The organism is Aeromonas sp. WP2-W18-CRE-05 (genome assembly GCF_014168615.1).
Taxonomy (GTDB): Bacteria; Pseudomonadota; Gammaproteobacteria; order Enterobacterales; family Aeromonadaceae; genus Aeromonas; species Aeromonas caviae.
On record NZ_AP021917.1, the window covers coordinates 2,405,097 to 2,424,491 of the forward strand.

Genomic DNA, 19,395 nt, shown 5'->3' on the forward strand with positions numbered 1-19,395 from the left:
TCGGGGCAGTGCGGCAATTTTAAGGGGGGTGTCCGCCCAATGCCATCGTTAATGTGATTCTCGAATGGTTCCCTTTCATGGGGTGTCCCAGGTGGGAGCCCCGTCCCCGGTCGTCATGAGGCCGGTGAGGGCGGGATCCGCCAGCTCCGCCACCGTCTGCCAGAAGGGGGCGACGAGGGGATTGTCGTTGCCCGGCGGGCGAATGAGCCCGATGATCCAGCTCGCGTCGGCCTCCCCGAGGGGCAGGGTCAGCACATCGGGATGCTCAATGGTGGTGGAGGAGGGGACCAGGGTCCAGGCGATGCCGGCCGCCGCGGTGGCGATGCCGGCGGCGAAGTCGTTCACGTACTGGATGTCCTGAAAGCGCAGGCCGCTCTGGGCGAGGTAATGGATGAACTGATCGTAAAAAGAGGGGGCCTTGTCCCGGCGCAGGATGGCGAGCGGCTTCTCCTGCAGATCGGCGAGCCCTGCCACCCCCTGATAGCCTGCGGGCAGCACGGCGACGAAATGGGCGCGCACCACGGGCAGCACCGGCCAGCCCTTGGGGGCGGGCAGGCGGCAGAAGCCGAGATCCAGGCGACCCTCCGCCAGCGCCAGCAACTGGTGATGGGTGGAGAGATCGTTGAGCTCGATGGCGACCCTGGGGCGGCTGGCCCGAAAACGGGCGATGGCGGCGGGCACCAGCAGCTTGGTGGCGACCCCGAAGCCGATGCGCAGGGTACCCGCGTGGCCCGCCAGCACGTCGCGGGCGCTGCGGGCGAGCTGCTCGCTCTGGGCCACCAGGGTGCAGGCGTCGGCATAGAGGGCGCGCCCGAGCACCGTCAGCCGGGTGCTGCCGGCGTTGCGCTCGAACAGCTCGCCGCCAAGGTCCGCCTCCAGCCGGCGGATCTGCTTGCTCAGGGCCGACTGGGTGACGTGCTGGCGCGCCGCCGCCTGACCAAAGTGCAATACCTCCCCCAGGGTGACGAAGGCTTTCAGGTCTCTCAACTCCATGGTGCCTCGCTTGATTCCAGATAGGAATGATAGGTGGCCATAATTGTCATTGGACGGAATTCTAGAAGTGTTGGATGCTGGTGCCAACTCATTTCGGGCCCCTGTACGGGGCCGACGTATCACGGGATGGCCCCCGCCATCCGCGCAGAAGGAGCAACACCAGATGCATCATCACAAGTTCAATGGCTTCCCGAACGGTTTCCTCTGGGGCGCCGCCTCCGCCGCCTATCAGGTGGAAGGGGCCTGGAACGAGGAGGGCAAGGGCCCCTCGGTATGGGACAGCTTCACCAAGCTGCCGGGCAAGACCTTTGAAGGGAGCAACGGAGACGTGGCGGTGGATCACTACCACAGGGTGGAAGAGGACGTGGCGCTGATGGCCGAGATGGGGCTCAAGGCCTATCGCTTCTCGGTGAGCTGGCCGCGCATCTACCCGACGGGGCGTGGCGAGGTGAACGAGGCGGGGCTCGCCTTCTACGACAGGCTCATCGACGCCCTGCTGGCCCACGGCATCGAGCCGGTGCTGACCCTCTATCACTGGGATCTCCCCCAGGCCCTGCAGGATGAGTACGGCGGCTGGGAAGACAGGCGGATCATCGACGACTTCGAGTGCTATTGCGTGACCCTCTATCAGCGCTTCGCCGGCAAGGTGAAGTACTGGGTGTCGCTCAACGAGCAGAACTACAACCTGACCAACGCCTACCAGCTTGGCACCCATCCTCCCGCCGTGCAGGACAGGAAGCGTTTCTTCGCCGCCAACCACATCGCGTTTCTCGCCAATGCCCGGGTCATCAAGGCGTTTCGCCAGCACGTGCCAAACGGCCTGATCGGGCCGAGCTTTGCGTACTCCCCCGCCTATCCGGCCTCCTGCGCCCCGAGCGACATGCTGGCGTTCGAGAATGCCGAGGAGTTCACCAACCTCTGGTGGCTGGATGCCTACTGCTTCGGCCGTTACCCCCAGGCGGCGCTCGCCTATCTGCGGGAGACCGGCGAGGCGCCGGAGATCCTGCCGGGCGATCTCGAGCTCTTGCGCGAAGGCACCCCCGACTACATCGGGGTCAACTACTACTACACCCTGACCTTCACCGACAACCCCCTCGGCGGCCAGACGATGCAGCGCATCAACACCACGGGCAAGAAGGGCACTACGCCTTCCAGCGGCATTCCCGGCCTCTACAAGACGGCCCCCAATCCGCACCTTGAGACCAGCAACTGGGACTGGGCCATCGATCCCACCGGGATGCGCATCGCCCTGCGCCGGCTCTCCTCCCGCTACGCCCTGCCGCTGATGATCACCGAGAACGGCCTGGGGGAGTTCGACAAGCTGGAAGCTGGGGACAAGGTGAACGACGACTACCGTATCGCCTATCTGCACAGCCACCTCAAGGCGTGCCAGGAGGCGATGCAGGACGGGGTTGAGCTCCTGGGCTACTGCGCCTGGTCCTTCACCGACATCCTGAGCTGGCTCAACGGCTACCAGAAACGCTACGGCTTTGTCTACGTGGACAGGGACGAGCAGGGAGGGTCTCTTCGTCGCATCAAGAAAGAGAGCTTCCACTGGTACAGCCAGGTCATTGCAAGCGGTGGCAAGACCCTGTAACGGTCCCGGTTCGCCGCACCTCGTCTGCCCAATGCCGGAAGGCCCCCTCATCGGAGGGGGCCTTCCTTGTTTGTGCAGCAGGCAACCATGGCCGCCTAGATAAACATGCCGCCCGAGGCTTCGATGCGCTGGGCGGTGATCCAGCGGCAGTCATCGGAGAGCAGGGCGGCGATGGCGCCACCGATGTCGTCGGGCTGACCCACCCGGCCAAGGGCGGTCTGGCTCGCGAGAAAGTCGTTGACCCCCTTGTTGTCACGCACCACGCCGCCGCCAAAATCGGTCTCGATGGCGCCGGGGGCCAGCACGTTGACCGCGATGCCCCTGGGGCCCAGCTCCTTGGCCAGATACTGGGTGAGTACCTCGACGCCCCCCTTCATGGCGGCGTAGGCGGCATAACCCGGCATGGCGAAGCGGGTGAGACCGGTGGAGAGGTTGAGGATGCGACCGCCGTCTGCCAGTAGGGGCAGGAGCGCCTGGGTCAGGAAGAAGGTCCCCTTGAGGTGGATGTTGAGCAGGGTGTCGAACTGCTGCTCCGTGGTCTGCTCGAAGCTGGCATGAATGCCGATCCCGGCGTTGTTGACCAGGAAGTTGAAATGGGTGCGCTGCCACTCTCGGGCGAGCAGTTGCGTCACCTCCTCTGCAAAGGCCGCGAAGGTGGCGCTCTCGCCCACGTCCAGTGCCAGGGCGTGGGCCCGGACGCCGAGGGTGCGGGCCTGGGTCACCACCGCCTCCGCCTCTGCGGCCTGGCTGCGGTAGGTGATGATGAGGTCGACGCCTTTGGCGGCGAGGGCCAGGGCCCCGTGCTTGCCAAGGCCGCGGCTGGCCCCGGTGATGAGGGCGATGGGTCTGGTCATGGTATGACTCCTGTCAGGGTGGCGGACACAGGCTCGATACGAGCCGACCGGATCACTGTATTGTTCCTTTTAAACTGGATAAATAGCGTGATAATAGAATCACTGTTCCGTTTATCGAGACAATCAGGCCATGGATCAACTGGATGCGATGAGAGCCTTCGTGCGGGTTGCCGAGCTGGAGAGTTTTACCCGCTGTGCCGAGCAGACGGGCATCCCCAAGGCGACCCTCTCTGCCGCCATCCGCCGGCTGGAGGAGCGCATGGGGACCCGGCTCCTGCTGCGTACCACGCGGCGGGTGCAGCTCACTACGGACGGCCAGCTCTGCTATGCCAGATGCCGGGAGCTTTTGGCGGACATGGAGGAGTTTGACGGCCTGTTTCGCCAGGGCGGGCAGATCTCGGGACAACTGCGGGTCGACATGCCAAGCCGGATGGCCCGCCACCTGGTTATCCCGGCCCTGCCGGACTTTCTGGCGCAGCATCCCGCCTTGCAACTGATGCTGAGCAGCACGGACAGGCGGGTGGATCTGGTGCGCGAGGGGTTTGACTGCGTGGTGCGGGTCGGGGGGCTTGAGCCCTCCAGCCTGGTGGCCAGGCCCCTTGGTCACTATCGCCAGATCAACTGTGCCAGCGCAGGCTACCTGGCTCGCCACGGGGTGCCCCGCACCCTTGGGGATCTGGCGGGCCACCGGCTGGTGCACTATGGTCCCGGGTTTGGTGCCGGGCAGGGGCGCAGCGAGCCCGGCTTTGAATACCTGGCGGAAGATGGCCGCCGCGCCCTGCTGCCCATGGCGGGGGCCCTCATGGTCAATGACAGCGAGACCTACCTGGCGGCGGCGCTGGCGGGGCTCGGCATCATCCAGATGCCGCGGGTGGGGGTCGAATCCCTGATCGCGGGGGGCGAGCTGGTGAGCATCCTGCCCCAGTGGCAGCCGCCGCCGCTCCCCATCCACGCCCTCTATGCCCATCGCCGCCAACTGGCCCCCAGGGTCCAGCTCTTCATCCACTGGCTGGCGGGGTTGCTCGCGGCCCATCTCGGGGGCGCCTCAGAGGCGGCTGCGCCTTGAGCGAAACTCGCGGGGCGAGAGGGCAAACGCCTCGCGAAAGAAGCGGGTAAAGCTGCTCTGGCGGGCAAAACCCAGGCGCTCCCCCACTGTCTGCAGGGGGAGGGCGGGATCCTGCAACAGGCGGCAGGCCTCCTCCCGGCGCACCCGCTCCAGCAGACCCGAGAAGTGGCACCCTTCCTCCCGCAGATGGCGGTTGAGGGTCCAGCGGGTCAGCTTGAGGTGCTCGCACACCCCATCGAGCAGAGAGGAGGCCTCGGTGCTCTCTTGCCACAGCTGCTGGCGAATGAGTGTCATCACCCTGTCCCGGTAGCGGCTGCTGGGGCGAAGCTGGGCCATCTGCCGGTCGAGCTCCCCGAGCAGCAGGGGTTGCAGGGGCAGGTTGCACTGCTCGTGGGCGAGATCGAGCAAGGCGGCGGGAAAGCGTAGCTCGAAGGCCGCCCCCTGTTGCAACCGCCCTTCCAGCCAGCCTGCCAGCTCACGCCACAGCCTGGGGCGTACCGGGGTGGGCAGCACCAGCAGCCCCTGGCCCGGGTGGTAGAACTGGAGCAGGGCATAGAGATGGCAGAGGTTGGCCAGGCTGCTCAGGGCGATGACGTCCGGATGATCGGACTCCGAGTGGTAGCTGATCCTGGCCTGTCCCTCTTCTTCTTGCAGGCGGATCTCGTCGCTCTCGCCGATGAGGGGGCGGTAGGCGAGGAAGAAGTGCAGGGCCTGGCGAAGGGTGGCGGCGTTGCAGCACAGGCTCGCCAGCGACATGAAGTCGGCAAAGAGACCGGGGAGGGCGGGGGGCGTCCAATCGAGGGCCAGATCCATGTGGGGGGCTGCCCCGGCCAGCAGACGGAAGTGGCGCCCGGTGTCGAGCCGCCCCTGGGGGATCAGCAGCTCTTCGTGAGCGATGCCGCAGGGGTGCAGGAGGGCAGCAGGATCCCGCCCGCGGGCCTGCCAGTGGTTGAGGCAGTGCAGGGCAATCCGGTTGGAGACGGTCTTCACGGCAAAAATCCTTGTCAGCGGTGGCCCACCATCATCGGCCAACGGCGGCGGATTGCCGTGAGCCAGCGCCGCTTTCATGTTTCAGATTTGTAACCAAGGGTAACCCTGCAATCCTTTTCACACTTTTCAATCCTGCTCCCAACCGGCAACTTCCTGCACCCGACGGGCAAGTGAGAGGGGCCGCTTTTGCATAGAGTGGCGACTCCTACACACACAAGGAAGATAACAACAATGAAACACCACTCGCTCTCCCGAACCCGTGTCGCCCTCGCCATCGGGGCCCTGCTGCTGGCAGGGTGCAACGACAACGACTCCACCCCCAAGCCCGAGCAGCCGGTTCTGGGCCACCGCACCGTCACCCTCATCGAGCAGGACGGCCTGCAATTCAAGGATCTCGATGGCAGCGGCACCCTGACCCCCTACGAGGACTGGCGCCTCGGCGCCGCCGAGCGAGCCCGGGATCTGGTGGGCAGGCTCACCCTGGCCCAGAAGGCAGGGCTGATGATGCACGGCACCCTGGTGCTGGACGGGGCGGGGCGGGTGAACCTCGCGGCCATGGACAAGATGCTGCGCGAGGACGGGGTCAACACCTTCATCACCCGCATGGCCGGTGATCCGGCGGCCATCGCCGCGGACAACAACACCCTGCAGGCCCTGCTGGAAGGGGTGGGATTCGGCATCCCCATGACGGTGAGCACGGATCCCCGCAACCACTTCACCCATGATCCCAACGCCACCAGCATCGGTGCCGGGGCCTTCTCCCAGTGGCCCGAAACCCTGGGGCTGGCCGCCATCGGCGATGCCGCCCTGGTGCAGCGCTTTGGCGACATCGCCCGTCAGGAGTACCGGGCCGTCGGCATCCACGAGGCCCTCTCGCCCCAGGCGGATCTCGCGACCGAGCCGCGCTGGGGGCGCATCAACGGCACCTTCGGGGAAGACAACCTGCTCGCCAAGTCTCTGGTCAAGGCCTACATCGAGGGCTTCCAGCAGGGGAGCGAGGGGATAGGCAAGGAGAGCGTGGTCACCGTGGTCAAGCACTTCGCCGGGGCCGGTCCCCAGAAGGACGGGCTGGATGCCCACAACCCCTGGGGCAAGGAGCAGGTCTACCCCGGCGGCCAGTTCGCCTACCACCTGGTGCCCTTCGAGGGCGCCTTCGAGGCCAGGGTGGGGGCCGTGATGCCCTATTACGCCATGCCCCTGGGCCTGACCCAGGATGGGCAGCCCGTCGAGGAGGTGGGGTTTGGCTTCAACCGCCAGATCATCACGGATCTGTTGCGGGGCCACTTCAAGTTTGACGGCGTGGTGCTGAGCGACTGGGGCATCGTCAATGACTGTGACAGCCGCTGCGAGCAGGGGTTGACCCAGGATGAGGTCAATGCCGGGGTGAGCCCCTGGACCGTGCCCTTTGGCATGTCCTGGGGCGTGGAGAAGCTCACCAAGGCCGAGCGTTATGCCAAGGCCATCGACGCCGGGGTGGATCAGTTCGGTGGCGTGGAAGATCCCGCTCCCTTGCTGGCGGCGGTGCAGAGCGGTCTGGTGACCGAGGCGGCCATCACCACCTCGGCCGAGCGGATCCTGGCCCAGAAGTTTGCCCTCGGGCTCTTCGAGAATCCCTATGTGGATGCCGAGGCCGCGGTGGCCCTGGTGGGCAAGACCGAGTTCCAGCAGGCCGCCCAGGCCGCCCAGGCCGCGTCCCACGTACTGCTGAAGAACGAGGGGGCCCTGCTGCCGCTGAAGGCGGACGGCAAGCGGGTCTATCTGCACAATGTCAACGCCGAGGTGGCCAGGGCCAACGGCTATACGGTGGTGACGAACCTGGCCGACGCGGAGCTTGCCATCGTGCGGGTCAACGCCCCGGGCGAGCAGGATCCCCGCTTCCCGTTTGGCAGCATCCACTTTGGCCAGCTCGGTTTTGCCAGCAATGATCAGGTGGTGCAGGAGACGGCCCACGAAGGGGTCTACCGCGGCGCGGATGACTATGCCGCCATCCAGGCCATCGAGCAGGCCGGGGTGCCTCTGGTGCTCTCCGTCTATCTGGACAGGCCCGCCATCCTGACCGAGGTGGCCCCGGCGGCCCGGGTGCTGCTCGCCAACTTCGGTGCCCTGGATCAGGCGCTGTTCGATGTCATGAGCGGCACCCAGAAGGCTCGCGGCAAGCTCCCCTTCGAGCTGCCCTCGAGCTGGCAGGCGGTGCTGGCCCAGTCCCCGGACGTGGCCAAAGACTCACAAAGCCCGCTCTATCCCTACGGGGCCGGTCTGGCCTATTGACGGACAGGGATGTTCTGTCTCTCATCAAGGCGCCTGCGGGCGCCTTTTCCATTGCCCCCATCGACAATCCCGGTTTGGCGCAAGGGGTTGGCTTGGGCATAATGGCGCCCCGGCAACGGGTGCGGTGGCCAGTGTGGCGGGCACCCGGTCACAGTGCACAGGAGATGAGATGAAATTTATCGGAGCCCACGTCAGTGCGGCGGGCGGGGTGGAAAACACCATCGCCCGGGCCAAAGCCATCGGGGCCAATGCCTTCGCCCTGTTTACCAAGAACCAGCGCCAGTGGCAGGCGGCGCCCCTCTCCGAGGCCAGCATTCGCGCCTTCAAGGCCGCCTGCGAGAAGGAGGGCTTTCGTCCCGAGCAGATCCTGCCCCACGACAGCTACCTCATCAACCTGGGTCATCCCGACCCCGACGCCCTCGCCAAGTCCCGGGATGCGTTTCTGGACGAGATGAAGCGCTGCGAGCAACTGGGGTTGTGCTACCTGAACTTCCACCCGGGCAGCCACCTCAAGCAGATCCCCGAGGCGGTGAGCCTCAAGCTCGTGAGCGAGTCCATCAACTGGGCGCTGGAGCGCAGTGAAGGGGTGACGGCGGTGATCGAGAATACCGCAGGCCAGGGTACCAACCTCGGCTGGTCGTTCGAGCACCTGGCCACCCTCATCGACGGGGTAGAGGACAAGAGTCGGGTCGGCGTCTGCTTTGACACCTGCCACGCCTTCGCCGCCGGTTACGATCTGCGTACCCCCGAGGGGTGCGAGGCGGTGTTTGCCGACTTCGACCGCATCGTGGGGTTCGAGTACCTCAAGGGGATGCATATCAACGGCGCCAAGTGTACCTTCGGTAGTCGGGTCGACCGTCACCACAGCCTGCGGGAGGGCAACCTCGGCGAGGCGGTGTTCCACCACATCATGAACGACGACCGTTTCGACGGCATCCCGCTTATCCTCGAGACCATCGACGAGTCCATCTGGGGCGAGGAGATAAGCTGGCTGCGCAGCCTGGCCGGGAGCCCGCGCCCGGCGTGATGCCGGGGTCCACCATTGGGTAGCAAGGAGAGACGATGCACGACGAGACAAGGGCGCCCCTGCGCTTTGGCATTGCCGGGGCGGGGGCCATCGCCCGGCGTTTTTGCCGCGATGTGAACGGGCACGCCAGGGGAGCCGAGGTGGTGGCCATCGCCGCCCGGGACCAGGGACGGGCGGACGAGTTCGCCCGGGATCTGGGGCTGCCCCACGCCTATGGCAGCTATGAGGCCCTGGCCGTCAGCCCCGAGGTGGAGGCCGTCTATGTGGCGGTCATCCACCCGGAGCACGCGGGCCTGGTGAGGCAGATGCTGCTGGCGGGCAAGCACGTACTGGTGGAGAAACCGGCGGTGACCCGGGTAGCGGATTGGGACGCCCTGGTGGCGCTCGCCCACGCACGGGGCCTGCTGCTGCTCGAGGCCATGAAGGTGATGTGCTTTCCCGCCATGCGCGCCCTGTTGCAGCGCCTGCCCCTGCTGCCGCCGCCGCGCGAGCTGCGGGCGGCGTTCGGTTCGGCCCAGCCCAGGGTGGGCAAGCTGTTCGATCCGGCGCTGGATGGCGGCGCCGCCTGGGACGTGGGGGTCTATCCCCTCTGGCTCCATGCCGCCCTCTGCCATCGGCTGGGGCTGGGCTGCCCCGCCCCCGAGGTGACGCTGACGCGGGCTCCGGGGGAGGTGGATCTCACCGCCAGCTTCACGTTCGATGAGCCGTTTCGGGCCGAGCTCGAGGCCTCCATCATCGAGGATCTCGAGCGGGAAGCGTCCTTGTCCGGGGAGGGGTGGCGCCTGGTCATCGAGGGCAAGTGGTGGAATCCCCAGCACATTCGCTGGCAAGGGGGGCCTGCTCCCGTCATCTGGCCGGCTGACATCTACCTGCCGGTGGAGGGGGGCGGCATGCAGCACGAGGCGGATCACTTCGCCGATTGCCTGCGCCACCGGCTGCTGGACTCCCCCTGGGTGCCCCAGGCCGTGACCCGGCAGGTGCTCGGCTGGATTGAAGGGGGACTCGCCGGCTGAGGCCGGGGAAGGGCGGAGGGCCGAGGGGTTCATCGGCTGAACGACAAGGGCGCCAACGGCGCCCTTGTCGTATCCGAAGGGGTTCTCACGCCAGGGTCTGGGCGCGGCAGAAGGCCAGGAAGCGGCGCAGGGCGACGGAGTGGAACTTCTGCTTGTGCCAGACGAGGGAGAGCTGACGGGGGAAGCGGCGACTCGGGGTGAGGGCCACCAGGCGCCCCTGTGCCAGCCGGTCCGCCACCGCGAGGCGGGAGATGAAGGAGAGGCCGAGCCCCTTCTCCACCGCCAGCATCACCGCCTCCAGGGTATTGAGCTCTATCCCCGCCTGCCAGCGGGGCAGGTGAGGCTGGAGCTGCTGCTCGAACTGCTCGCGGCTGCCGGATTGCGCCTCGCGCAGCACCCAGGTTTCCCCGGCAAGCCGGCGCAGGGGCAGCTCGAGCTGATCCGCCAGGGGGTGACCGGGGGCGGCGATGATGAGCATCTCGTCCTCCAGCCAGGGTTCGCTCACCAGGTCCGGGTGGTGGTTCTCCCCCTCGATGAGGGCGAGATCCAGTTCGAAGTGGGCGAGGGCATGGCACAGGAGGTGGGTGTTGGCGATGGTAACCCTGGGGGCGGCCCCCAGCTCCTGGGCTCCCTCCGCCAGCAGGGCGGGCAGCAGGTAGTTGCCGATGGTCTGGCTGGCCCCGAGGTGCAGCTGGCCGCTTGGCTCGGCATCGGGGCTGAAGAGCTGTTCTATCTCCTGCATCCGGGTCAGCAGCTCCTCGGCGGCCGGTTGCAGCAGGCGCCCCTCGCTGTTGAGCTGGAGCCTCGGGTGCACCCGGTCGAACAGGGGCGTGGCGAGCTGGCGCTCCAGCTCCTGCAGCGACTGGGAGACGGCCCCCTTGCTCAGGCAGAGTTCATTGGCGGCGCCCCCCAGGTTGCCGTGGCGGGCGATGGTGGCAAACACCTTGAGTTGTTGCAGGGTGAGCTTCATATCGTTTGATTTTCCTAAACGCTAAGTTCAATTCATTTAGATATCGTAAACGATAGACCCCCTTTATCCTATGCCCATCGTCATCATCAAGAGGGTATTCGCCATGATCGCAAGAACCCGCCGCTCCCTGGCCGCCGCCCCGACCCCCATGGCCGGTCTGGCTCTGGGGATCGCCAGCCTCGGCTGGTGCTGGGAAAATGCCGGTCAGTTCGATGGCCGTCTGCAACTGCTGGGGGCCGCCATCGCCGCCGTGCTGCTCCTCGTCCTGACCTTCAAGTTTCTGATCCACCCGCGCCTGCTGTGGCAGGATCTCGCCCATCCCGTGGTGGGCAGCGTGGTGCCCACCTACGCCATGGGGACCATGGTGGTCTCCAAGGCGGTCGGCCTGCTCGCCCCGACCCTGGGGCAGGGGCTCTGGCTGTTTGCGGTCATCATCCACCTCGTCTTCCTCGCCACTTTCGTCTGGCACAGGGCCAGAGCGTTCGAAATCCATCACATGGTGCCGAGCTGGTTCGTGCCGCCGGTGGGGATCATCGTGGCTGACGTGGCCTACCCGGGCGGTCCCTTCGCATCCCTGGCCACCGGCCTGCTCTGGTTCGGCATGGCCTGCTACGGCCTGATGCTGCCGCTGATGCTCTATCGCCTCATCTTCAGCCACGAGGTGCCGGATGCCGCCAAGCCCACCATCGCCATCCTGGCCGCCCCGGCGAGCCTGTCGCTGGCCGGCTACCTCACCGTGAGCCAGGACCCCTCCCTGCTGCTGGTGGCGGTGCTGCTCGGGATCGCCGTGCTGATGACCGGCATCATCTACCTGGCCTTCATCAAGCTGCTGCGCCTGCCGTTCTCGCCGGGTTACGCCGCTTTCACCTTCCCCCTGGTGATCGGGGCCACCGCCCTGTTCAAGGTGAGTCACCTGCTGTCGCAGTGGCCACAGGCGGCCCGCTATGCCGAGCAGCTCCATCAGCTGGCCTATCTGGAGCTGGGGGTGGCCACCCTGGTGGTGGGTTACGTGGCCCTGCGTTACCTGATGTTCTTCCTGCCGGCGGTGCAGAATGACCTGCCGGGGCAGCCCGCACGCCGCTAGGCACAAGGTTTTCATCCCCCCCTCGTCATCGACCCCGCCCGTGCGGGGTCTGCCGTTCGTGATGCAGTGACACAGAGGGGAATCAAATGAAGCAGATTAATTTTGTCAATCCGTGAAGTGGCTTAAATAGTTGCCCATACAGGCGACATTCAGTTGGCGTTAACTGGTAATACCTGTCACGATGCGCGCCACTTTATCTTCCCACTGTTTTGTCGTGCCCCATGTCCTCATCTGATCCCGTGTTTGACGCCCGATTCCAGCCTCGTCTGCTGCACCCCCGTTACTGGTTGAGCTGGCTCGCCCTCGGCGCCATCGGTGTGCTCGCCTTCGTGCCCCCGCGCTGGCGGGATCGCCTGGCCGATGCTCTGACGCCCCTGGTATGCGCCATTTCGAAGAAGCAGATCTACATCGCCAGGACCAACCTCGCCATCTGCTTCAAGGAGAAGAGCGAGGCCGAGCGGGAGGCCATCCTGATGACCTCCATCCGGGTCGGCCTCAAGAGCCTGCTGGGCTTTGGCGAGTTCACCTGGCGCAGCCCCGCCCACGTGATGGGGCGGATCCAGGTCAGCGGCTGGGAACATATCGAGGCGGAGCAGGCCGCTGGCCGACCGGTGATCCTGGTGGTGCCCCACAGCTGGCCCATCGACGCGGCGGGCTACTACTTTGCCCAGCGGGGCCTGCCCATGTGCACCATGATGAAGAGCGCCCGCAACCCGGTGTTCGACTGGCACATCAACGGCGCGCGGGCCCGGCACGGCTGCCGCGTCTATGAGCGCAGCGCCGGCATCAAGCCGGTGATCAAGGCGGTGAAATCCGGTCTGAGCTTCTTCTATCTGCCGGATCAGGATCACGGCCGGGAGGCAAGCCTGTTCGCCCCCTTCTTCAACCACCCCAAGGCGACGTTGCCGGCCCTGCCACGGCTGGTGAAGCTGACCGGCGCCCGGGCCCTGCCGGTGCTGGCCTGCTATGACGAGCAGGCGCACGGCTACCGGTTGGAGGTCGAGGCTCCCTACGCCGACTACCCGAGCGGGGATCTGATGGCAGATACCTGCCGCATGAACGACAGCGTGGAGCGCCAGCTCTGCCGCCACCCGGGCCAGTACATGTGGTTCCTCAAGATCTTCGACACCCGTGAGGATCAGGTGGGGCCGGATGGCCTCTACGAAGAGGGGATCCGGCGCATCCGCCGGGGCCTTGCTCCTCACCCCTGAGCCTTGCGCTCACCCGGTGCAAAAATGTGGCCCCAAGCGGGCCACTTTTTATTTCTAACTTGTCTGATCAGTGACTTGGCGCGAGGGCGCTGTGCAGGGCAGGGTAGAAAAAGCTGTCAGGATCACTAAAATGACGGTCTGTTTTGATGATTCGATGGCGACCATGTCCGCACAAGATCCGGTGTTTGATACCTCTTTTCATCCGCGCCTGCTGCACCCCCGTCTGTGGGGCAGCTGGCTGGCCGTCGCCCTGCTCTCCCTGCTGGCCTGGGTGCCGGCAAGGGCACGGGACAAGCTGGCCGACTACCTGGCCCCCCTGCTGCTGCGCGTCTCCAGGAAGCAGGCCTACATCGCCGACACCAACCTCAAGATCTGCTTCCCCCATCTCGACGAGGCGGGCCGTCAGGCCCTGCTGCTGAAATCCATCCGGGTGGGGCTCAAGACCTTCCTGGGCTTTGGCGAGCTGACCTGGCGCAGCCCCGACTTCCTCAAGGGGCGCGTCAAGGTGAGCGGTTGGGAGCACGTGGAAGCGGAGCGGGCAGCCGGTCGCCCCATGATCTTCGTGGTGCCCCACACCTGGGCGGTGGACATGATTGGCCGCTACTTCCCCCTCCAGGGGATCAAGATGTGCACCATGATGAAAAGCCCCAAGGATGCGGTGTTCGACTGGTACATCAACCGCGAGCGCAGCAAGGGCGGGCGTATCTACGAGCGCAGCGTCGGCATCAAGCCCGCCATCAAGGCCCTGCGCAGCGGCGACAGCTTCTTCTATCTGCCGGATCAGGATCACGGCCGGGAGGCGAGCCTCTTCGTGCCCTTCTTCAACCACCCCAAGGCGACCCTGCCGGCCCTGCCCAAGCTGGTGAAGCTGACCGGTGCCCGCGCCGTGCCCATTCTGGCCTGCTACGACGAGGACGAGGGGTGCTACCGGCTGGAGATCGAGGCGCCGTTCGACCCTTATCCCACCGCGGATCTGGTGGCGGACGTCAACCAGATGAACCGCATGGTGGAGCAGCAGCTTGGCCGCTTCCCCGAGCAGTACATGTGGTTTCTCAAGATCTTCGAAACCCAGGAGCACGATCAGGGCGAGGACGGTCTCTACGAGGCGGGGATCCGCCGCATCCGCCAGGGGCTGCCACCGGAACCTTGATCGACACGGCCCCCTTGCGGGCCGTTTCTGACAGGGGTGGCAGGCCACCAGCAAACAGGTGCAAACAAGGTGCAAATAGGGTAAAAGGGCGGTCATGAAAATTCCAAATCGAATCCAACCTCTGGTTGATGACGGCCTGGTGGACGATGTCATCAGCCGGCTGATGAGCGGCAAAGAGGCCGACGTCTATGTGGTGCGCTGCGGCGACGAGATCCGCTGCGCCAAGGTCTACAAAGAGGCGTCAAAGCGCAGCTTCAAGCAGGCCGTGGTCTATCAGGAAGGGCGGCGGGTACGCAGCAGCCGCGATGCCCGCGCCATGGAGAAGGGCTCCAAGTACGGTCGCAAGCAGCACGAAGAGGTGTGGCAGAACACCGAGGTGGATGCCCTGTTCAAGCTGGCGGCGGCCGGGGTGCGGGTGCCCAGGCCCTATGTCTGCCTCGATGGCGTGCTGCTGATGGAGCTCATCACCGACGCCGACGGCAACGTCGCTCCCCGTCTCAACGACGTGGCCCTGACCCGTGAGCAGGCTCTGGTGGATCATGGCAAGGTGATCCGCTACGTGGTGCGCATGCTCTGCGCCGGGCTCATTCACGGGGATCTCTCGGAGTTCAACGTGCTGGTGGACGAAGAGGGGCCCGTCATCATCGACCTGCCCCAGGTGGTGGATGCCGCCGCCAACAACCAGGCCAGGGCCATGCTGGAGCGGGATGTCGACAACATGCGCAACTACTACGGCATGTATGCCCCCGAGCTGCTCAAGACCCGGTATGCCCGGGAGATGTGGTCCTTGTTCGAGGATGGCAAGCTGGGCCCCGAGACCGAGCTCACCGGCCTGTTCGAAGAGAGCCGGGAGGCCATCGATCTGGATGGCGTGCTGCACGAGATAGAAAGTGCTCAGGAGGAGGCCATGGCCCGCCGGGCCAGGTTGCAGGCGGAGCAGGAAGAGGAGTCCTGACGGGCCTTCATCCCAATCAACAAGAGCGCCATGGGCGCTCTTTTGTTTTGGACCCTGGCTCAGAGCCCGGTCAGGGGCGGCGCCTTGAGACGGGGCCCCTGGTAACCCGTCACCTCGCCAAAGCGCGGATGACCGCTCTCCCAGTCGGCGGCGGCGGTGCGAATGGCCTCCTTGTCGACGCTCACGAAGTTCCACCAGATCTGCAGCGGTCTGGGCAGGGGCTCGCCGCCGATGAGCAGCAGCCGGGCGCCCGGGCGCAGGGTCAGCGCCACCTCCCGGTTGCCGGGGGGCAGGTAGAGGAGCTGCTCCGGGGCCAGGGCCTCCCCTGCGACGATGGTCTCCCCCGCGAGGGGAAAGAGGCCGTGCTCGAAGGCGGGATCCAGGGGAAGGATGATCTCGCCTCCCTCGGGGGCGTGCAGATCCAGCCCCAGAATGGGGGAGAAGTGCAGAGTGGGGGCGCGCCGGCCGCCGTGCTCGCCGATGAGCAGAGTGAGGGTGATCTCCCCTTGCTGCCAGCGGGGGAGCGTCGGGTAGTGATCGAAGCGGGGCGGGGTATGCTGATCCGCCTCGGGCAGGGCTATCCAGAGCTGGGCGGCGTGCAGATCGGGCTGGTTCGGGACCGACTCCTCGGTGTGGGCGATGCCCCGTCCTGCGGTCATCAGGTTCACCTGGCCCGGACGGATCACCTGCTTGCTGCCCAGGCTGTCCCGGTGGAGGATCTCCCCCTCCAGCATCCAGGTGAAGGTCTGCAGGGCGATGTGGGGGTGGGGCCCCACATCCATGCCGGGGGCGCCGGGGGCAAAGCGGGTCGGGCCGATATGATCGAGAAAACACCAGGGCCCGATGGTGCGCCGCTCCTTGACCGGGATGGCGCGAGCCACCGGGATGCCGCCCACATCTGTGAGGCGGGAGGCAATGCGTTGCCACTGTTGTGTCATGGGGTGCTCCTTGTCGAGGAAAAGGTTGGCGCACGCGCGAGCAGGCCGCAGCGTCTGCAGGGGGACGGACATGCCGTCTCGCCCGGTGCCGGTGAGTGATGCCGAGGTTACTATGCCCCAATCCGGCGCCGGATGGCAAAGACGGGGCACAGCGCCTGCCCTGAGGGCCCCGCCCGGCAATTGCAGCCGGGTACTGTATGAACGTACAATAGTCCCATCCCACTCTTGAGCTCGACCACCTGCATGACCGACATCCAGCCACTCCCTCCCGTGACCCCGCCGCTCGACGGCTTCATCCTGACCCGCCATGGTCGGGATGTGCAGGGGCGTACCGAGATCGTGATGTGGCTCTGGAGCGCACAGGGACCGGTACGGGTGGTGGTGCCGGGGCAGGAGCCTGTCTTCTTCCTGCCGGAACGCCACCTGGAGGAGGCGGCAGAGCTCTTCAAGGGGGCCGGGGTGAGGGGGCGTTTTCGTCGCCTCCCCATGCACACCTTCGAGGGGAGCCGGGTGGTGGGCTGCTACTTTGCCACCCTGAGTGCCTTTCACCGCGCCATCGAGCTGCTGCTCATCCGCGGATTGGAGCACTTCGAGGCAGATATCCGCCTGCCCGAGCGCTTTCTCATGGAGCGCTTCATCACCGCCGGGATGCGCTTTGACGGCAAGGCGAGGCGAAAGGGGGGCAGGCAGGGTTACTGGGAGGTAAACGAGGCGCGCTGTGCGCCGCAGGCGGTGACGCCGACCCTCTCCTGGGTCTCCCTGGACGTGGAGTGCGCCATGGATGGCACCCTCTTCTCGGTGGGGCTCCATAGCGAAGAGGACGCGCGGGTCATCATGATTGGCTCCCCGGAGCCGGGCTCGCAGGACTGGGAGACCCCCGTCGAGTGGGTGGCGGACGAGCCAGCCCTGCTCGCTGCCCTGGAGGGCTGGTTCAGCCTGCACGATCCCGATCTCGTCATCGGCTGGAACGTGGTGAATTTCGACTTTCGCCTGCTGCTGCGCCGCGCCGAACTCCACAAGCGGCGGCTGCGGCTCGGGCGCGGGCGGGAGCTCTGCTTCTGGCGCTCGTCCCGAAACGACCCCCAGAGCGGCAACGTCATCATCCCGGGGCGCATGGTGCTGGACGGCATCGATACCCTCAAGAGCGCCACCTGGCAGTTCCCGAGCTACAGCCTGGATGCGGTGGCGAGCGAGCTGCTCGGGCGGGGCAAGGACATCGAGGACGTGGCCAACCGGGGGGAGAAGATCACCGAGCTGTTCCACTCCGACAAGGAGGCGCTGGCCCGCTACAACCTGGAAGATTGCAGGCTGGTGTGGGAGATCTTCGATTTCTGCCACCTCATCCCCTTCGCCATCGAGCGCGCCTCCCTCACCGGTCTCGAGCTCGACCGGGTGGGCGGGTCGGTGGCGGCGTTCACCAACCTCTATCTGCCACGGCTGCACCGCGGTGGCTATGTGGCGCCCAACCTGCCGGCAGACGGCGGGCTTGCAAGCCCCGGCGGCTATGTGATGGACTCCAAGCCGGGGCTCTATCGCCACGTGCTGGTGCTCGACTTCAAGAGCCTCTATCCCAGCATCATCCGCACCTTCTGCATCGACCCCATGGGGCTGGTGGAGGGGCTCAAACACCCGGATAACGCCATTCCAGGCTTTCGCGGCGCCCTGTTCTCCCGAACCCGTCACTTCCTGCCGGATCTCATCGCCACCCTGTGGGCGGCGCGTGATCGGGCCAAGGCCGCCAGTAACAAGGCCCTCTCCCAGGCCATCAAGATCATCATGAACTCCTTCTACGGGGTGCTGGGGTCGGGGGGCTGCCGCTTCTACGACCCGAGGCTCGCCTCCTCCATCACCTTGCGGGGCCACGGCATCATGCAGCAGACCCGGGAGTGGATAGAGGCAGAGGGGTTCGAGGTGATCTATGGGGATACCGACTCCACCTTCGTGCACCTGGGGAGCGATATCCGTCTCGAACAGGCGGACGAGATTGGCCAACGGCTGGCGAAGATGATCAACGACAACTGGGCCGCGCTGATCAGGCGGGAGTTCGACCTGCCGAGCCATCTGGAGATCCAGTACGAGACCCACTACCGCCGTTTCCTGATGCCCACCATTCGCGGGCTGGAGAAGGGGAGCAAGAAACGCTATGCGGGACTGGTGGGTGAAGGGGAAGGGGAGCACCTGGTGTTCAAGGGGCTGGAGACGGTGCGCACCGACTGGACACCCCTTGCCAAGGCATTCCAGACCCGGCTCTACGAAATGGTGTTCCACGACCAGGATCCCAGCAGCTATGTGCGCACCATGGTGGACGAGACCCGGGCGGGCCGTCACGACGATCTGCTCATCTACCGCAAGCGGCTGCGCCAGAAGCTCGAGGAGTATCAGAAGAACGTGCCACCCCATGTGCGGGCGGCGCGCCTGGCGGACGAGGAGAACCTGCGCCGCGGCCTGCCCCAGCGCTATCAGCACAGGGGCACCATCGCCTACCTGATGACCCTGAACGGCCCCGAGCCTTTGGAGTACCGGCGCAGCGCCGTCGACTACGAGCACTACATCGACAAGCAGCTCAGGCCCATCGCCGACGCCATCCTTCCCTTTGTGGGGGAGTCGTTCGAGCGGATCTGCGGCCAGCAGCTCGATCTCTTCTGACAACGCGAGGTAAACGCGGCCGCCATGGCACGACAATGGCGGCCCGCGGGCCAGAGGGGACAGGAGGCAGATGACGGGGGAGAGCGGATGTCAGAGCCGAGCAATGCAAAAAGCCCGCTATCAAGCGGGCTTTTCAAATCTGGTGCGTCCTAGTGGATTCGAACCACCGACCCCCACCATGTCAAGGTGATGCTCTAACCAGCTGAGCTAAGGACGCAGGGTGCGCAAGGCGACTTTGTGTGTCATTGCAGGGGAGTGGTGGGTTTAATTGGATTCGAACCAACGACCCCTACCATGTCAAGGTAGTGCTCTAACCAACTGAGCTATAAACCCACATCTGCGTTCAACCGGATTCGAACCAACGACATTGCCTACGCCATGTCAAAGTACTGTTCTAACCGACTGAGCTTTAAACCCACATCAAATTCATATCTGCAATTTATTCAAACTGTTATGGTGCGTCCTAGTGGATTCGAACCACCGACCCCCACCATGTCAAGGTGGTGCTCTAACCAGCTGAGCTAAGGACGCATAACAGGGTTTCGTGATGGTGCGTCCTAGTGGATTCGAACCACCGACCCCCACCATGTCAAGGTGGTGCTCTAACCAGCTGAGCTAAGGACGCATCACGAA

15 protein-coding genes and 4 tRNA genes are annotated in these 19,395 nt (G+C 65.6%); 10 read left to right on the forward strand and 9 right to left on the reverse strand.

The genetic code is table 11. The features are described from left to right. Positions 1 to 75: 75 nt before the first annotated feature. Positions 76 to 993 (reverse strand): LysR family transcriptional regulator, encoded by a 918-nt coding sequence (locus tag H7R73_RS11220; protein ID WP_103260054.1) that lies wholly within the window; start codon positions 991 to 993, stop codon positions 76 to 78. A gap of 163 nt (positions 994 to 1,156) precedes the next feature. Between H7R73_RS11220 and H7R73_RS11225 the strand changes: the two genes are divergently transcribed. Further along, positions 1,157 to 2,590 (forward strand): glycoside hydrolase family 1 protein, encoded by a 1,434-nt coding sequence (locus H7R73_RS11225; protein WP_103260055.1) that lies wholly within the window; start codon positions 1,157 to 1,159, stop codon positions 2,588 to 2,590. A gap of 95 nt (positions 2,591 to 2,685) precedes the next feature. Here the strand turns inward: H7R73_RS11225 and H7R73_RS11230 are convergent, their stop codons facing one another. Further along, the gene (locus H7R73_RS11230) at positions 2,686 to 3,444 is read right to left on the reverse strand and encodes an SDR family NAD(P)-dependent oxidoreductase (protein WP_103260056.1); all 759 of its coding nucleotides are present in this window, start codon (positions 3,442 to 3,444) and stop codon (positions 2,686 to 2,688) included. A gap of 130 nt (positions 3,445 to 3,574) precedes the next feature. On the opposite strand from H7R73_RS11230, the gene H7R73_RS11235 reads away from it, so the two are divergent. Beyond that, positions 3,575 to 4,510, forward strand: coding sequence for a LysR family transcriptional regulator (locus H7R73_RS11235; protein ID WP_103260057.1), 936 nt, complete (start codon positions 3,575 to 3,577; stop codon positions 4,508 to 4,510). On the opposite strand, the gene H7R73_RS11240 is transcribed toward H7R73_RS11235, so the two are convergent. Beyond that, positions 4,490 to 5,500, reverse strand: a complete 1,011-nt coding sequence (locus H7R73_RS11240; RefSeq protein WP_103260058.1) for a helix-turn-helix transcriptional regulator — start codon at positions 5,498 to 5,500, stop codon at positions 4,490 to 4,492. The genes H7R73_RS11235 and H7R73_RS11240 overlap by 21 nt on opposite strands. A 231-nt stretch (positions 5,501 to 5,731) precedes the next feature. Here H7R73_RS11240 and H7R73_RS11245 point away from each other — a divergent pair, with 231 nt between their 5' ends. From H7R73_RS11245 to H7R73_RS11255, 3 genes are all read left to right on the forward strand, one after another. Then, positions 5,732 to 7,768 (forward strand): glycoside hydrolase family 3 protein, encoded by a 2,037-nt coding sequence (locus H7R73_RS11245; RefSeq protein ID WP_103260059.1) that lies wholly within the window; start codon positions 5,732 to 5,734, stop codon positions 7,766 to 7,768. Positions 7,769 to 7,937: 169 nt separating this feature from the next. Beyond that, positions 7,938 to 8,795 carry a deoxyribonuclease IV gene (gene nfo / locus H7R73_RS11250; RefSeq protein ID WP_041215226.1) on the forward strand — a complete coding sequence of 286 codons (858 nt, stop codon included), beginning with the start codon at positions 7,938 to 7,940 and terminating at the stop codon, positions 8,793 to 8,795. A 35-nt stretch (positions 8,796 to 8,830) separates the two neighbouring features. Continuing rightward, complete coding sequence (locus H7R73_RS11255) at positions 8,831 to 9,808, forward strand: Gfo/Idh/MocA family protein (RefSeq protein ID WP_103260060.1); 978 nt, start codon at positions 8,831 to 8,833, stop codon at positions 9,806 to 9,808. Positions 9,809 to 9,893: 85 nt separating this feature from the next. On the opposite strand, the gene H7R73_RS11260 is transcribed toward H7R73_RS11255, so the two are convergent. Then, entirely contained in the window at positions 9,894 to 10,778 is an 885-nt protein-coding gene (locus tag H7R73_RS11260) for a LysR substrate-binding domain-containing protein (protein WP_103260061.1), read from the reverse strand. A 103-nt stretch (positions 10,779 to 10,881) separates the two neighbouring features. On the opposite strand from H7R73_RS11260, the gene H7R73_RS11265 reads away from it, so the two are divergent. The 4 genes from H7R73_RS11265 to H7R73_RS11280 all read left to right on the forward strand — a co-directional run bounded on the left by H7R73_RS11265 (position 10,882) and on the right by H7R73_RS11280 (position 15,178). After that, positions 10,882 to 11,862, forward strand: a complete 981-nt coding sequence (locus H7R73_RS11265; RefSeq protein WP_042882704.1) for a TDT family transporter — start codon at positions 10,882 to 10,884, stop codon at positions 11,860 to 11,862. A gap of 221 nt (positions 11,863 to 12,083) precedes the next feature. Beyond that, a complete protein-coding gene (locus tag H7R73_RS11270; protein WP_010674623.1) occupies positions 12,084 to 13,073 on the forward strand; it encodes a lipid A biosynthesis (KDO)2-(lauroyl)-lipid IVA acyltransferase in 990 nt (329 codons plus the stop codon). Positions 13,074 to 13,227: 154 nt separating this feature from the next. Further along, on the forward strand, positions 13,228 to 14,223 hold the full coding sequence (locus tag H7R73_RS11275) for an LpxL/LpxP family acyltransferase (protein WP_029314477.1): 996 nt from the start codon (positions 13,228 to 13,230) through the stop codon (positions 14,221 to 14,223). Positions 14,224 to 14,317: 94 nt separating this feature from the next. Further along, entirely contained in the window at positions 14,318 to 15,178 is an 861-nt protein-coding gene (locus tag H7R73_RS11280; RefSeq protein ID WP_029314478.1) for a PA4780 family RIO1-like protein kinase, read from the forward strand. A gap of 59 nt (positions 15,179 to 15,237) precedes the next feature. Here the strand turns inward: H7R73_RS11280 and H7R73_RS11285 are convergent, their stop codons facing one another. Next, entirely contained in the window at positions 15,238 to 16,116 is an 879-nt protein-coding gene (locus H7R73_RS11285) for a pirin family protein (protein ID WP_103260062.1), read from the reverse strand. A 243-nt stretch (positions 16,117 to 16,359) separates the two neighbouring features. Between H7R73_RS11285 and H7R73_RS11290 the strand changes: the two genes are divergently transcribed. Further along, a complete protein-coding gene (locus tag H7R73_RS11290; RefSeq protein ID WP_042014367.1) occupies positions 16,360 to 18,762 on the forward strand; it encodes a DNA polymerase II in 2,403 nt (800 codons plus the stop codon). A gap of 140 nt (positions 18,763 to 18,902) precedes the next feature. On the opposite strand, the gene H7R73_RS11295 is transcribed toward H7R73_RS11290, so the two are convergent. From H7R73_RS11295 to H7R73_RS11310, 4 genes are all read right to left on the reverse strand, one after another. After that, positions 18,903 to 18,979: transfer RNA gene (locus H7R73_RS11295), tRNA-Val, on the reverse strand. 39 nt (positions 18,980 to 19,018) lie between these two features. After that, positions 19,019 to 19,095 (reverse strand) — tRNA-Val (locus H7R73_RS11300). Between the two features lie 121 nt (positions 19,096 to 19,216). Continuing rightward, positions 19,217 to 19,293, reverse strand: a tRNA-Val gene (locus tag H7R73_RS11305). A 17-nt stretch (positions 19,294 to 19,310) separates the two neighbouring features. Continuing rightward, positions 19,311 to 19,387, reverse strand: a tRNA-Val gene (locus tag H7R73_RS11310). Between the last annotated feature and the right edge of the window lie 8 nt (positions 19,388 to 19,395).

What these genes read in the sequence shown, in the direction of transcription:
- H7R73_RS11220 (WP_103260054.1), bottom strand. Translation starts at nt 993, where the DNA reads ATGGAGTTGAGAGACCTGAAAGCCTTCGTCACCCTGGGGGAGGTATTG.
- H7R73_RS11225 (WP_103260055.1), top strand. Translation starts at nt 1,157, where the DNA reads ATGCATCATCACAAGTTCAATGGCTTCCCGAACGGTTTCCTCTGGGGC.
- H7R73_RS11230 (WP_103260056.1), bottom strand. Translation starts at nt 3,444, where the DNA reads ATGACCAGACCCATCGCCCTCATCACCGGGGCCAGCCGCGGCCTTGGC.
- H7R73_RS11235 (WP_103260057.1), top strand. Translation starts at nt 3,575, where the DNA reads ATGGATCAACTGGATGCGATGAGAGCCTTCGTGCGGGTTGCCGAGCTG.
- H7R73_RS11245 (WP_103260059.1), top strand. Translation starts at nt 5,732, where the DNA reads ATGAAACACCACTCGCTCTCCCGAACCCGTGTCGCCCTCGCCATCGGG.
- nfo (WP_041215226.1), top strand. Translation starts at nt 7,938, where the DNA reads ATGAAATTTATCGGAGCCCACGTCAGTGCGGCGGGCGGGGTGGAAAAC.
- H7R73_RS11255 (WP_103260060.1), top strand. Translation starts at nt 8,831, where the DNA reads ATGCACGACGAGACAAGGGCGCCCCTGCGCTTTGGCATTGCCGGGGCG.
- H7R73_RS11260 (WP_103260061.1), bottom strand. Translation starts at nt 10,778, where the DNA reads ATGAAGCTCACCCTGCAACAACTCAAGGTGTTTGCCACCATCGCCCGC.
- H7R73_RS11265 (WP_042882704.1), top strand. Translation starts at nt 10,882, where the DNA reads ATGATCGCAAGAACCCGCCGCTCCCTGGCCGCCGCCCCGACCCCCATG.
- H7R73_RS11270 (WP_010674623.1), top strand. Translation starts at nt 12,084, where the DNA reads ATGTCCTCATCTGATCCCGTGTTTGACGCCCGATTCCAGCCTCGTCTG.
- H7R73_RS11275 (WP_029314477.1), top strand. Translation starts at nt 13,228, where the DNA reads ATGGCGACCATGTCCGCACAAGATCCGGTGTTTGATACCTCTTTTCAT.
- H7R73_RS11280 (WP_029314478.1), top strand. Translation starts at nt 14,318, where the DNA reads ATGAAAATTCCAAATCGAATCCAACCTCTGGTTGATGACGGCCTGGTG.
- H7R73_RS11285 (WP_103260062.1), bottom strand. Translation starts at nt 16,116, where the DNA reads ATGACACAACAGTGGCAACGCATTGCCTCCCGCCTCACAGATGTGGGC.
- H7R73_RS11290 (WP_042014367.1), top strand. Translation starts at nt 16,360, where the DNA reads ATGACCGACATCCAGCCACTCCCTCCCGTGACCCCGCCGCTCGACGGC.